This is a genomic window from Flagellimonas algicola (assembly GCF_005937185.1).
Lineage (GTDB): Bacteria > Bacteroidota > Bacteroidia > Flavobacteriales > Flavobacteriaceae > Flagellimonas > Flagellimonas algicola.
Genome location: NZ_VCNI01000001.1, coordinates 1,505,986 through 1,519,010 on the forward strand (window position 1 = coordinate 1,505,986; position 13,025 = coordinate 1,519,010).

Sequence of the window (13,025 nt, forward strand, 5' to 3'; positions counted from 1 at the left end):
TATGGATGTATTGGCCATAATGTTGTCCGTTGTTCTTATTTTCTTAGCGGTACTACATTTTTATTGGTCAATTTTTGGAATCAAAGATCCTGCTGCGGTTCTTCCAACACATATTGAGAGCAAAACAGTAAAAACCCCAGGCAAGATTATGGCAGCATTAGTGGGTGTAATTTTGCTGGGCTTTGCTTTTGTTTTTATCAACAAGGTAATCGGCTATATAAGTCATCCATGGTTACGATATATTTCAATAGGTATCGCTCTCGTATTTATTATTAGGGCGTTTGGTGACTTTAAGTATGTCGGGTTTTTCAAAACGGCCAAGAACAGTAAGTTTTCAATCCTAGATACCAAGTATTATTCTCCTTTATGTCTTCTCATGGGATTACTTATCCTCATTTTGGAGCTTTTAGCCTAGGCACTATTTTGGCATAATTTTCGTTAGTTTTGTATTGGTCAGTGGACTAAACCCAATAAAACAAGGAACGATGCGCGCAGTTTTTACCTACTTTACCCGGATTTTTATACTTCTTTTTCTTTTGGTCGGATTTCAAGCCGAGGCCCAAAACGTACAATGGATAAGTTGGGAAGATGCAGTTCAATTATCCCAAACCGATGCCCAACCCAAGAAAATTTTCATAGATGTTTACACGGATTGGTGCGGTTGGTGTAAAAAAATGGACAAAGACACCTTTCAAAATCCTGAAGTTGCAGCCTATATGGCCAATAACTTTTATATGGTGAAGTTGGATGCTGAAGGAAAAGAACCGATAGAGTTCCAGGGTAAAACCTTCAAATTTGTTCCATCTGGTAGACGGGGATACCATGAATTTGCAGCTGCCTTGCTTCAAGGTAAAATGAGCTACCCCACGGTGGTCTTTTTGGATGAAAAGCTTAATATGCTCTCCCCTGTTCCCGGCTACCAAAAGGCAAAACCTTTTCTGCAGATAGCCCGCTACTTTGGAGATGATATTTACAAAGACAAGGACTGGCAGGCCTATGCCGGTAAATAAGTGGCTATGGTGCTAAACTGCAACTACCATCGATTATGCCCTGATTGGTAGGGTTGTAGGCGTTCTCGAATATGCTTAGAGTTCCGGTAAAACCGTTGGACAATAACAATTGTAGGTCACAAAAGTCCAGTAAATTTTCATTTCTACTAATTACTATATCGCCATCAACTTGTTCTAGATTTTCAAATGCTTTAAGGTTTGTCAAACCATTGGCAACTGGTATTCCGTTAATTATATTGGATGAATTGGCATCATTGATGACCAATCCTCCACCGATACGTGTTAGCCCCCAGCTACTATCCAAGTTAAATTCATTACTCCCACCTGATATGGTCAGGGACCCCATTATTGTTTGCAGGTTTTCCAATACTACGGTGGACAATCCATAATTTTCATGAAATTCTAAATATCCTTCAACATGAACAAGGTTAGAAAGGAAATCAACATTTGTGTAGCTTGTACTTCTCAAGCTAAGATTCCCGTTCACTTGTGATACATTCTGAAATGCTTGTAAATTAACTAGATTATGATATCCAGAATGATAAAAATCCCCATCAATTGAATTTAGACTCTCAAAACCAATAAATTCAGCCAATAAACCTCCTCCACTAAGATATACCCCTCCCAAATAATCTAAGTTTGAAAAACCTTGCACCTTCTCCAAGTTTGTGTTACTCATTAAATACAAAGTTCCTTGGATTGACCTTAGACCGTCAAAGCCGATTATTTCTGTTAGCCCGTTCATCTGTGCGATAAAAAAATCCCCACCTATAGATTCCAAATTATTTAGTCCAGAAATATCCTGTATCTCTGTCCGCCACAATTGCAAAATGCCTTTTATCACTTTTAAGTTCTCAAGAGCATCTAGATCTTTAAGGGTTTCATTTTCGTATATCTCCAAATCGCCATTTATCTCATGAAGGTGTGAAACTCCAGAGATACTTGCTAGAGAATTGTTATTTCTTAAATAGATACCACTTCCAAAGAAAATCACATTTGATAATCCATCAATATTTTCCAAATCAGTATTATCCTTAATTATCAAATTTTCACCGATTTCCCTAAGGCCATTTAAACCATCCAAATTCTTTAACCTGTCGTTATAACCAATTAGCAGGTCACCCCCAATTACTTCCAGATCAGATAAAAAACTTAGGTTACTGATATTAGAACAGCAAGAGATATTTGAACCAATTGTCAAAGTTCCCGTTACTTCTTTGTAATTATCGTTGCCAAAACTTTCTACTTCCTCTTGCGACATTAGATAAACATCACCATTAAAAATTTTAGGGGCATCATCGGAAGTATTAAAAGTGACTTCATTACCGTAAATAGTCCTTTTGGAATTTGTCGCATAAGCTCTTAGAAAATATTTGGTATTTCCCACAAGATTGGATATTGTGGCGCTAAATGCTCCCTCTCCTGTACCATTGGTGGTTTTGTTGTCATCTAATGTCGGAGCCGAACTTGTGTCCCAAAGAAACCCTCTTGCTGTTACTTGCCCTCCTCCATCATTGGTAACTGTTCCAGTAATTTCAACAGAATTAGCCGTAATGTTTGTAGCACCGCCCGTATTCACAGATGGAAAATCAATCTCAGCAATTTCATTAGGGCTATCAGAATCTGAGGTACAACTTAAAAGGATTAGAAAAAAAAAGATGGTAAATGCATGCCTAAACATAAATGATAAAATTGGTAATACAAGGATACTATATATCTTCCAAGCTCAAAAAATTATTAGATAAAATGGAGAGTTATTCTCTAAATGAAATTAGCGATTACCTACTGTAATTCGGACTTTCTTTGGTGATAGTAACATCATGGGGGTGACTTTCGTTAATCCCACTGAAGGTAATCTTTACAAAACGTCCGTTCTCCTTTAAGGTTTCAATATCCTTGGCACCGCAATAGCCCATACCGGCTCTGAGTCCACCGATGAACTGGTGCATGCTCTCATAAAGATCGCCTTTATACGGTACTCGACCTACAATACCTTCGGGAACCAACTTCTTGATATCATCCTCAACATCTTGGAAGTAACGGTCCTTGCTTCCTTCCTTCATGGCTTCAACGGATCCCATTCCTCTATAGGATTTGAATTTTCGACCCTCGTAGATAATGGTTTCACCCGGAGATTCCATGGTACCGGCCAATAAGGATCCCAACATTACAGTATCCGCACCAGCGGCAATGGCTTTGGGAATATCACCGGTATACCTGATTCCTCCATCAGCAATAACCGGAACTCCACTACCTTTGATCGCGGAAGCAACCTCAAGAACTGCAGAAAATTGTGGGAATCCTACCCCTGCAACCACTCGGGTGGTACATATGGAACCAGGGCCAATACCAACTTTAACGGCATCTGCGCCAGATTCTACCAAATATTTGGCAGCTTCTCCTGTGGCAATGTTCCCAACAATTACATCCAATTGAGGAAAGGCTTTTTTTACAGCTTTCAGCACCCCTACAACACCTTTGGTGTGTCCATGCGCTGTGTCAATTACAATGGCATCCACTCCCGCGTTGACCAAGGCTCCTGCCCTGTCCACTGCGTCTGGAGTTACCCCAATGGCTGCGGCCACCCTCAAACGCCCATATTCATCTTTATTGGCCATGGGCTTCTGGGTCAGTTTTGTAATGTCCCTAAAGGTGATCAACCCAACCAGTTCGTTGCTACCATTCACGACAGGGAGTTTCTCAATTTTGTTTTCCTGAAGAATCACTTCGGCTTCCGTTAAAGAAGTCCCCTCACCTACGGTCACTAAATTTTCAGAAGTCATGACCTCGGTAATGGAGCGATCATCGTTTTTCTCAAAACGCAAATCCCGGTTGGTCACAATACCCAATAGCTTTTTGTCATCCCCAACAATGGGAATACCTCCAATGCTGTGTTCCTTCATATTGGCCTTGGCATCCCTTACGGTAGAATTTAGAGGAAGGGTAACCGGATCCATGATCATTCCACTTTCCGCCCTTTTCACCTTTCGGACTTTGATAGCCTGCTGCTCTATGGTCATGTTCTTATGGAGCACTCCAATACCCCCTTCCTGTGCCATGGCTATAGCCATTTGGGATTCCGTCACAGTATCCATTGCTGCTGAAACAATAGGAACATTAATAGTGATGTTACGCGTGAATTTGGTTTGGATGTTGACTTCCCTTGGTAGAACTTCGGAGTATCCAGGCACTAAAAGGACATCGTCATAAGTCAGTCCTTCGCCTACAATTTTGTTAAGGTGGGCTTCCATTGCAATTACGGATTAATTGCGTGCAAATATACCATATTTTAATTCAATTGCTCCTCCTCCTCAAATCGTTAACAATTTTGTGTTTTTATTATTTAGATTCATTTTAAATAAGTGTATATTTGATGTGCTAAATCTGTCATTATGTGCCCCTCTATCAAGATATTGAACCAGAGTAAAAACGGGATTCTTACGTTCTGCAACCAAAGCAAACTTTTTCAATTGGTGTACAACAATTTGTGTTTTGAGTTTTACGAATGGGAACTGGAAGCATTTGGCGAACACTTAAAGTCTCTTGATCTAAATTATTGGGAAAAAGCGATGCCCTTTGCACCTACCTCAAGAAAAATTCCCATTTCGGTAGGGAACAAATGTTTTGTGATTTTGGTGGATAAAAATGAGATTCTGGAACTAAAACGATTATTGAAAATCACCCATAACTCCGTAGAGTTCCTATCGGCCAAGGATATCAACTATAGGTTTATTGAAAATTAATGCGGAAGACGGTCAATATTTCCGCTTTAACCCGGTTTAGCTTCTTGCTAGCTTAAGGGCTTGTAGCAATACCAAACCTGCGGAAAAGCTAAAGGTCAGTGTCATCAAAATCCCCGAAAATATGACCAGATACTTCATCCAAGAGATGCCCATCCACATGAAATAAATACCACCAAATGTAAGCAGAGCGGAGAAGAAGGGTTCAATGGTTAAAAAGAGTTTCCAGTTTTTTGGAAATCGGGTTATCCAGACCAATCCGCCCAACAGCAGAAAGATGAACGACATGGAAAGAATGTGCGTATGCACTATGGTCAACATTTCCCGCTCTCCTTTTTTAAATTTCATGACCTCGGCACTTTCATCCTCTTCATTACCCAGATAATTCTCTTCTACCCCTGCCGGAGTGGTGGATTCGGTCTGTTTTACGAATAGAATTCCAGTAAAAAAACCTATGGAAAGTACTACGACAAAAGCCGCAATAAAAAGTCGTATTTCTCTTGGAAATGTACCTAGAAGGCCGTTGTAACCCATTATAAATTCCCTTTTTTCTGAAGAATCCCAATGGTTTGCAATAGGTTGTCCATGGATTTGGTCATCGAACGTACCGAAATGGTAGCACCTGCAATTGCATCTATGTTAGTCTCGCTGCTTACACGATCGTTTCCGGTTTTTCCCAAAAATTGCTTCAACCACCTTTTACTGCCTATCTCACCCCCGTACTCTTCCCGATACACCAACACTTTGGAATTTACCACTATGAGTTCAGTATCAAAAACTACTAAATAATCAAATTTGGCAGTTTTGCTGGGTGCTTGGTCAACAAATGCATAACCCAGGGGCTTGTTTTGAACGGTAACTTGGTAAAGATTTTCTCCAGTAATCTTTGCCGGAAGATCTTGATTGACTTCTTCGGAAACCGAAATTGGACTAAATGAAACCCCCTCCACGTCAAACGTCTTTTCAACTTCCTTGACCACTTTTTTGTGTACAGCTTTGGGAACACCAAATGCGAAGAGCATCAGGGCAAAGGAAATCAACGCGCATGAACTGATCGGTTTCATATCGCAAATATATTAATTTAGACTTATTATGAATAAAAGCAAGGGCAAGAAAATGAATAAAAAAAGGTGTGGTTAAAACCACACCCCTATTCCAAAGTTTAAACGGTCTGTAACGTCTCCGTCGTCCAAAGCATTGCTTCTAAATTGATAGTCTCCTTTGACCACTACCCCTGGCGCAATGTGATAGGTAAGACCCGTAGTTACATCCGTTCTATCGTAGGCTTCATTGGCGGTTAACGTTCCATCGGTATCGGCATGGGTATTGAACGCCTCATAACGGGCAAAAGCAAATAGTTTTTGTCTCTGTCCCGTAGGCAACAAGTTGTACGCTCCTTCCACATACCATCCTTGCAAAGCACTACCCAAATCCCTTCCGGTTAAATTGTTGTAAGCCTCGGTATCAGATAGGGAAGCATAGATAAATTGACCTCTTGCGGTAAAACGGTTATAAGCATATCTAGCATCCAGCCCCAACATGGAAATCCCGATATCCGATCCATCAAAAGTCTCAACATCATCCTCTGCTTGTGTACGGCCAAAATAGGTGGAGAAACCCAAACGAAGTCCTCGAATACCGTAGTAGTCCAATTTAGTGGATAGGTTGGGCTGATCTATGGTAGACTGAATTCCTTTTTGTCTTCCGCTTCTTAAACCGTTAGAACCTCTTAAGATCCCGGTGACACCACCTTCACCATCGGCTTCGGCTGATTTAAATCCGTTGAACAAATATGCCTGATATCCCAAGGAAATGGAATTGAACCTACCGGTCACCCCTACTCCCAGTTCTCTCCAGGTGGTTGGGACAATCACATTATCAATGGCTGGCCTTTCCGTGCCATTGAAAGTAGTGGGTTCGTGGAATTCGTTCACAATTCCCATAGGCACCAACATTAATCCACCACGTATGTTAAAATTTGGAGCGGCGTTGTAGTTAACAAAGGCCTGCTCCACAAAAACTTCCTCTACGTGTTCAAACTCAATTTCCGTAACAAATTGGGTACGATCATCAAAACGATATCCCAATAACACCACCAAACGTTGTACGTCTATTTCCCCATTTTGTCCTTCTGGTTGATTATAAAGCATCTCCCCATAAGCTCCCAAAGTAACCGCCGAAGCATAGTTTCCAGAAAGGATACGTTGGGCTGCATTCAATTGTTTTTGGGGATCAAACTGAATCGAATCCGTGCGGGTCTGTGCAAAAAATGTGGTTGAAAATAATAAGGCTGATAAGAGAAATAGTTGTCTCATTGTAGGTGTTTGTTTTTATTTAGATTGAATACAAATAAATTGCGGCGCAAATATATTTCCAGCTTTTAAACCAGCCAAATTTATTTAGACTTATTTTAAATAAAATTTAAGATTTAACAGAAAGGAATCGCAAGTGCTGCTGGAAAAGTTATTAATGGTATGCCGTGAAAAGTTCCGTGGCCTTGTTATAAGCTGCTTCAAAGACCATCCAATTCACACCCGTATCTGCCTTTTGTTCTGTAAAATAGGATAGCATTTTCTCCGTAGGCATGTTGCCCGTCAATTCATCTTTGGCCATGGGACAGCCACCAAAACCTTGTACAGCTCCATCAAAACGTCTACATCCTGCCATATAGGCCGCCTCCACTTTTTCGTGCCATTTGGTCGGGGTGGTATGCAAATGTGCTCCAAACTCGATATGCGGATATTTGGGAATCAAGTTGGAAAAAAGATAGTCAATAACCTCCGGGGTAGAACTTCCAATGGTATCTGACAACGACAAAATAGAGGTTCCCATAGCTGCCAGTTTTTCGGTCCACTCCCCCACAATCTCCACATTCCAGGGATCACCATAGGGATTTCCAAAACCCATGGACACATAGGTGACCACCTCTTTGTTGTGGGCATGGGCAACATCCAAAATCTCCTTGAGCGTCTCCACAGATTGGGCAATAGTCTTATGGGTATTCCGCATTTGAAAGTTCTCGGAAATGGAAAAGGGATATCCCAAATAATGTATCTCTTTATGCTGGCAGGCATTGTTGGCACCTCTGGTATTGGCCACAATGGCCAAGAGTTTGCTTTGGGTCTTGGTTAAATCCAATTGGGCAAGTACCTCAGCCGTATCAACCATCTGGGGAATGGCTTTGGGAGAGACAAAACTGCCAAAATCCAAGGTATCAAAACCACAACCCAATAGGGATTGGATATATTTTACCTTCTCTTGGGTGGGAATGAAAGTCTTAATGCCTTGCATGGCATCCCTAGGACATTCTATGAGTTTCACATTGGACATAGGCTGCGCATAAAATTACCACTTATTATCCGATACCAGATGAAAACATAGGTGGGGAAAAACGAAAAAATGTCTAACATTTTCCCGTTACCCTAGACTGCCCCGAATGGCAATACCTCCTAGGATTTTTGATTTAGGATGGCCTTGTTGATTTTTTTGACCAAGGTTGGGCCTTTGTAAACAAAACCAGTGTACAGCTGGATCAAATCCGCGCCGGCCTCCAATTTTTCCAAGGCATCTTCCGCAGAATGTATTCCTCCAACTCCAATGATCGGGAAGGCTTTTCCGCTTTTTTCTGCCAAAAATCGGATGACCTCTGTGCTTCTTTTGGTCAAAGGTTTTCCACTAAGACCACCTTTTTCCTCAGACTGAATCAAATGGGATTTAAGCCCCTTTCTGGAGATTGTTGTATTGGTGGCTATGATTCCGCTGATATCTGTCACTTTTACAATATCCACAATATCCAATAACTGTTCATTGCTAAGGTCCGGCGCAATCTTAAGCAGGATGGGCTTTTCTTTGGATCCCATTTTTTTCGCAAACTTGGCGTTTTGCTTGCGGAGTTTCTTAAGTAAGTTGGTCAAGGGTTCCTTGTCCTGTAATTCCCTAAGTCCCGGGGTATTTGGCGAACTAACGTTTACCACAAAGTAGTCCACGTGCTCAAAGAGGGCCTCAAAACAAATTAAATAGTCCTTAACCGCATCGTCATTGTCGGTAACTTTATTCTTGCCGATATTACCCCCAATCAAGACTTTATGCTTCTTTTTTAGTTGCTCCGCTGCCTCAAAAACCCCTTTGTTGTTAAAACCCATTCGGTTGATGATGGCCTCGTCTTCCAACAATCGAAACAATCGTTTTTTGGGATTTCCTTCCTGTGGTTTGGGAGTCAAGGTTCCAATTTCCACAAATCCAAAACCAAAATTGGAAAGCTCGTTGTAAAGGATAGCATCTTTGTCAAATCCGGCAGCAAGGCCTACAGGATTCTTAAACTTCAGTCCAAAAACTTTCCGTTCCAGTCTAGGGTCATTGATGAGATACAATTTTCTGAAAAGCGGCCCAAATCCCAATTTGGAAAGAATTCGTATCGCCTTAAAAGAAAAATGGTGGGCAGTTTCTGCATCGAGCAAAAAAAGAAGGGGGCGAACGAGGAACTTGTACATTCAGAAAATTTTGGACAAAAATAAAAACTCTCCCATCACAATCTTACAAAACCGTTATTTTTCGTTGACTGACCTATCTATATAGATAGGACGTAAGGTGAGTTGGTTACAGAGATCCAAATAGAGATTGTATTGCCTGTCATTGAAAATGGACAACAAACGCTTGTCCAACATGCGAACGTTCTGTTTCATGCTATCTAAAAGGTCTCTGTATTTGTAGGATACGGCCATTAGATCTTCCGGAGAACTCTGGGCGTGCTTTTTCAACAGGTATTTGGCTTGGTCCTTTAGGTACCCATTTCTAACCCTAAGCTCCGCCGACCAATTTTTAAACTGCTCCAATTGGAATTCATTCAATTGAAAAACGTCGGTGATGGCTTCATCATGGTCCCCCCCTATGCCCAAAGAACAATCTTGCTGGGTATAGGCGAAAAAACTGGAACACAGGAGTATTAGAAGTAATAATGTTCTCAATAGTTGGATTTTAGCGAAGGGAAAAGATAGGATTTAAGGCACTTTTTTTACCAAAATCACGATTGAATAAACGTTATTTTTGATGAAACGCACTTTATGGACAAATTACTAGCCCGTTTTCTGGAATATGTTTCCATTGACACCCAAAGCGACCCCTACTCAAAAAGCACCCCAAGTACGGAAAAACAATGGAATTTGGCCAAGAAGCTGGTCTTGGAACTGCATCAGATAGGAATGCAAGAAGTTTCCATAGACGAAAACGCCTATATCATGGCAACGCTTCCCAGCAATATGGAAAAAGACGTGCCCACTATCGGCTTTATTTCCCATATGGACACTTCACCAGATTTTAGTGGATCTAGGGTAAAACCCCAGGTGGTGGAAAATTATAATGGGGAAGATATTGTCCTGAACAAGGCAAAGAACATTGTTTTATCACCCAGCTATTTTGAGGACTTGGAGCAGTATAAAGGTCAGACCTTGATCACCACCGATGGCACTACCCTGTTGGGCGCCGATGATAAAGCGGGGATTACAGAAATTATTACTGCCATGGAATATTTGGTACAACATCCCGAAATCAAACACGGAACCATCCGAATTGCCTTTACCCCTGATGAGGAAATTGGAAGAGGCGCCCACAAATTCGATGTGGAAAAATTTGGAGCTGATTGGGCCTATACCATGGACGGAAGTCAAATTGGGGAATTGGAATACGAGAATTTCAATGCGGCCAGTGTCAAAATCAAGATTGAGGGAAAAAGTGTGCATCCAGGTTATGCCAAGGGAAAGATGGTAAGTGCGATTGGTATTGCAAACGAATTTTTAGGGTTGTTACCCTCTCGTGAAGTTCCGGAACACACAACAGGACGAGAAGGTTTTTTTCATGTACACAAGCTCAAGGGAGAAATAGAACTTGCGGAGATTGAACTCATCATCAGGGACCATGATAGTGGCCACTTTGAAGCACGGAAAGAGCTCTTAAAAGATATTGCCAGTAAGCTGAACAAGAAGCACGGAGATTGCATTCATCTAAAAATAGAGGAGCAGTATCAGAATATGAAGGAAAAAGTGGAACCCGTGTTCCATATTGTTGAAATTGCTGAAGAAGCTATGCTTTCCTTGGGTATAGAACCCATAATAAAGCCCATTCGAGGAGGCACTGACGGTTCCCAACTCAGTTTTATGGGCCTTCCCTGTCCCAATATTTTTGCAGGTGGACATAATTTTCACGGAAAATATGAATATATTCCATTGGAAAGTATGCAAAAAGCCGTTCAAGTCATTGTGAAAATCTGTGAGTTGACCGCTGTTCAAATTCAATCCAATGGAAAGAGAAAAAAATCTTGAGGCCTATTACGAAAGGGAACATCCCTTCAAGGAGGGTATTTTGCTACTGCGTTCGCTAGCCCTTCAAACGGATAGCGAAGAAACCTTTAAATGGAGCATTCCAGTCTATACCGCAAATGGGAAAAATGTGTTCGGAATCTGTAGGTTCAAAAGTCATTTTGGGGTTTGGTTCTTTAACGGTTCTTTTCTGAGCGACCCTAAAAAAGTACTGCGAAATGCCCAAGAGGGAAAGACAAAAGGCATGCGGCATTGGAACTTTGACACTTTGGATAAAGTTGACCAAAGTGCGGTGATAGCCTATATGAACGAGGCCATAGCCAACGAAAAAAAGGGTTTGAAAATAGCTCCAGAAAAGAAGAGCGGAACCACAGAAGTTCCCGCTTTGCTTCAATCCAAATTGGCCAGCAGTTCCAGCTTAAAAGAAGCATTCGAATCCTTTACCGCCTATAAACAACGAGAGTTCTGTGAATACATCTCCGAAGCCAAACAGGAAAAGACCAAGTTGAGACGTTTGGAAAAAATCCTTCCCATGATCCAAAAAGGAACGGGTTTAAATGATGCCTATCGGTAAACAAATGGAATTAACCGGTTGGTAATTTCCACCCATTGTGATATGCTTTAGCCAAGTGGTTGTTTGCTTCTTCACTGCCAAACTTGGCCGCTTCCGTATTCCAGAACAAACGTTTGCCTGTTTTGAATGCAATATTGCCCATATGGCAAACCCTTGCCGTATCATACCCTACTTGAATTGGAGCGGTCAAAATTGCCGTATTTCTGCTTTTTACTGCTTCCAAAAAATTCGCGGTATGTAAATCCAGGCCATTGGCTTCCACTTTTTGAAGAGGAACAGCTTCTATCTTAGGGCCATTGTTTTGGTTCCAATTAGGTCTGTCCTTTTCAGGAATCACCTCCCAACCTCCCCGGTTCAAAACCAAGGTTCCGTTGTTTCCGATAAAAGCAATCCCATGATCACGACCGTAGTTGCCCCCATCAATTCCGGTGGCATGTTCCCACAGTAATGAGAAACCGTCAAATTCGTAGACCGTTTGAAGTGTATCTGGCGTCTCTTCGGCATCATCTGGATAGGCAAATTTCCCGCCAATGGCCATAACCGATTTTGGATTTGCAGCTTTCATTCCATATAGCGCATAATCTATCAGGTGTACTCCCCAATCCGTCATCAATCCCCCGGCATAGTCCCAAAACCATCTAAAATTGAAGTGAAATCTGTTTTTATTAAATGGGCGTTCCGGCGCAGGGCCCAACCACATTTTGTAATCCACACCATCTGGCACGGGTGCATCAGGTACCACTGGGATGGATTGCATCCAACCTTGATAGGCCCAGGCCTTTGCCAAACGAATTTGACCCAACTTCCCTGAATGCACATAGTTAATGGCATCCACAAAGTGGGGTTGGCTTCGTTGCCATTGGCCAATTTGAACCATACGATCACTTGAGTTGACCTTATTGAGCATAGCGTCACATTCTGTTATGGAATTGGCAATGGGTTTTTCGCAGTACACATCCTTTCCGGCATCTACAGCATCTACCAATTGCAAGCAATGCCAATGGTCTGGTGTCCCTATAATCACGATATCCACATCCCTGTCTTCTAGCATTTTCCGGTAATCCCCGTACCATTTGGGTTTCTTAATCCCAGCTTTTTCTAGAGCTTCAGTTTTGGCAGCTAGGACATTCTTATCCACATCACAAAGGGCCACAACCTCCACTTCGCTATTCTTTAAGATGGACAGCAGATTGGCAAAGCCCATGCCGTTGCAACCTATCAATCCTACTTGAATTCTATCGTTTGGGCTGGTCTTTTTTCGAATAGTAGCCAATAGTTCTGGTGGAAATAGTAAAGACGCCCCCATTCCAGCGGTTAGTAGGGAGCCTTGTTTGATAAATTGTCTGCGATTGCCCATGATGGTTGATTTTGACCTTAAAATACAAAAAGC

At 41.7% G+C, this 13,025-nt stretch carries 14 protein-coding genes; 5 read left to right on the forward strand and 9 right to left on the reverse strand.

The window, feature by feature from the left end:
* The first annotated feature begins 1 nt into the window (after position 1).
* On the forward strand, positions 2-415 hold the full coding sequence (locus FGG15_RS06605; RefSeq protein WP_161991929.1) for a DUF3995 domain-containing protein: 414 nt from the start codon (positions 2-4) through the stop codon (positions 413-415).
* A 70-nt stretch (positions 416-485) separates the two neighbouring features.
* Complete coding sequence (locus FGG15_RS06610) at positions 486-1,010, forward strand: thioredoxin family protein (protein ID WP_138834468.1); 525 nt, start codon at positions 486-488, stop codon at positions 1,008-1,010.
* 4 nt (positions 1,011-1,014) lie between these two features.
* Here the strand turns inward: FGG15_RS06610 and FGG15_RS06615 are convergent, their stop codons facing one another.
* Complete coding sequence (locus FGG15_RS06615; RefSeq protein WP_138834470.1) at positions 1,015-2,691, reverse strand: receptor L domain-containing protein; 1,677 nt, start codon at positions 2,689-2,691, stop codon at positions 1,015-1,017.
* A 97-nt stretch (positions 2,692-2,788) separates the two neighbouring features.
* Positions 2,789-4,261, reverse strand: a complete 1,473-nt coding sequence (gene guaB / locus FGG15_RS06620) for an IMP dehydrogenase (RefSeq protein ID WP_138834472.1) — start codon at positions 4,259-4,261, stop codon at positions 2,789-2,791.
* Positions 4,262-4,402: 141 nt separating this feature from the next.
* Between guaB and FGG15_RS06625 the strand changes: the two genes are divergently transcribed.
* Positions 4,403-4,753, forward strand: coding sequence for a DUF6686 family protein (locus FGG15_RS06625; RefSeq protein ID WP_138834474.1), 351 nt, complete (start codon positions 4,403-4,405; stop codon positions 4,751-4,753).
* Positions 4,754-4,789: 36 nt separating this feature from the next.
* On the opposite strand, the gene FGG15_RS06630 is transcribed toward FGG15_RS06625, so the two are convergent.
* The 6 genes from FGG15_RS06630 to FGG15_RS06655 all read right to left on the reverse strand — a co-directional run bounded on the left by FGG15_RS06630 (position 4,790) and on the right by FGG15_RS06655 (position 9,714).
* Positions 4,790-5,284, reverse strand: a complete 495-nt coding sequence (locus FGG15_RS06630) for a hypothetical protein (protein ID WP_138834476.1) — start codon at positions 5,282-5,284, stop codon at positions 4,790-4,792.
* A complete protein-coding gene (locus FGG15_RS06635; protein WP_202619529.1) occupies positions 5,284-5,814 on the reverse strand; it encodes an FMN-binding protein in 531 nt (176 codons plus the stop codon). Before FGG15_RS06635 ends, FGG15_RS06630 begins: the two co-directional genes overlap by 1 nt.
* Before the next feature lie 72 nt (positions 5,815-5,886).
* Positions 5,887-7,065, reverse strand: coding sequence for a hypothetical protein (locus FGG15_RS06640; RefSeq protein ID WP_138834478.1), 1,179 nt, complete (start codon positions 7,063-7,065; stop codon positions 5,887-5,889).
* 151 nt (positions 7,066-7,216) lie between these two features.
* Entirely contained in the window at positions 7,217-8,080 is an 864-nt protein-coding gene (locus FGG15_RS06645) for a hydroxymethylglutaryl-CoA lyase (protein WP_138834480.1), read from the reverse strand.
* A 119-nt stretch (positions 8,081-8,199) separates the two neighbouring features.
* Positions 8,200-9,240, reverse strand: coding sequence for a quinone-dependent dihydroorotate dehydrogenase (locus FGG15_RS06650; RefSeq protein ID WP_138834481.1), 1,041 nt, complete (start codon positions 9,238-9,240; stop codon positions 8,200-8,202).
* 54 nt (positions 9,241-9,294) lie between these two features.
* Positions 9,295-9,714 carry a hypothetical protein gene (locus FGG15_RS06655; protein ID WP_138834483.1) on the reverse strand — a complete coding sequence of 140 codons (420 nt, stop codon included), beginning with the start codon at positions 9,712-9,714 and terminating at the stop codon, positions 9,295-9,297.
* A gap of 96 nt (positions 9,715-9,810) precedes the next feature.
* Here FGG15_RS06655 and pepT point away from each other — a divergent pair, with 96 nt between their 5' ends.
* Complete coding sequence (gene pepT, locus FGG15_RS06660) at positions 9,811-11,064, forward strand: peptidase T (RefSeq protein ID WP_138834485.1); 1,254 nt, start codon at positions 9,811-9,813, stop codon at positions 11,062-11,064.
* On the forward strand, positions 11,042-11,635 hold the full coding sequence (locus FGG15_RS06665; protein ID WP_138834487.1) for a YdeI/OmpD-associated family protein: 594 nt from the start codon (positions 11,042-11,044) through the stop codon (positions 11,633-11,635). Before pepT ends, FGG15_RS06665 begins: the two co-directional genes overlap by 23 nt.
* Positions 11,636-11,645: 10 nt before the next feature.
* Here FGG15_RS06665 and FGG15_RS06670 read toward each other — a convergent pair whose 3' ends face one another.
* On the reverse strand, positions 11,646-12,992 hold the full coding sequence (locus FGG15_RS06670; protein ID WP_138834489.1) for a Gfo/Idh/MocA family protein: 1,347 nt from the start codon (positions 12,990-12,992) through the stop codon (positions 11,646-11,648).
* Between the last annotated feature and the right edge of the window lie 33 nt (positions 12,993-13,025).

Coding starts and splice junctions, on each gene's coding strand:
- FGG15_RS06605 (WP_161991929.1), top strand. CDS start 2: ATGGATGTATTGGCCATAATGTTGTCCGTTGTTCTTATTTTCTTAGCG.
- FGG15_RS06610 (WP_138834468.1), top strand. CDS start 486: ATGCGCGCAGTTTTTACCTACTTTACCCGGATTTTTATACTTCTTTTT.
- FGG15_RS06615 (WP_138834470.1), bottom strand. CDS start 2,691: ATGTTTAGGCATGCATTTACCATCTTTTTTTTTCTAATCCTTTTAAGT.
- guaB (WP_138834472.1), bottom strand. CDS start 4,261: ATGGAAGCCCACCTTAACAAAATTGTAGGCGAAGGACTGACTTATGAC.
- FGG15_RS06625 (WP_138834474.1), top strand. CDS start 4,403: ATGTGCCCCTCTATCAAGATATTGAACCAGAGTAAAAACGGGATTCTT.
- FGG15_RS06630 (WP_138834476.1), bottom strand. CDS start 5,284: ATGGGTTACAACGGCCTTCTAGGTACATTTCCAAGAGAAATACGACTT.
- FGG15_RS06635 (WP_202619529.1), bottom strand. CDS start 5,814: ATGAAACCGATCAGTTCATGCGCGTTGATTTCCTTTGCCCTGATGCTC.
- FGG15_RS06640 (WP_138834478.1), bottom strand. CDS start 7,065: ATGAGACAACTATTTCTCTTATCAGCCTTATTATTTTCAACCACATTT.
- FGG15_RS06645 (WP_138834480.1), bottom strand. CDS start 8,080: ATGTCCAATGTGAAACTCATAGAATGTCCTAGGGATGCCATGCAAGGC.
- FGG15_RS06650 (WP_138834481.1), bottom strand. CDS start 9,240: ATGTACAAGTTCCTCGTTCGCCCCCTTCTTTTTTTGCTCGATGCAGAA.
- pepT (WP_138834485.1), top strand. CDS start 9,811: ATGGACAAATTACTAGCCCGTTTTCTGGAATATGTTTCCATTGACACC.
- FGG15_RS06665 (WP_138834487.1), top strand. CDS start 11,042: ATGGAAAGAGAAAAAAATCTTGAGGCCTATTACGAAAGGGAACATCCC.
- FGG15_RS06670 (WP_138834489.1), bottom strand. CDS start 12,992: ATGGGCAATCGCAGACAATTTATCAAACAAGGCTCCCTACTAACCGCT.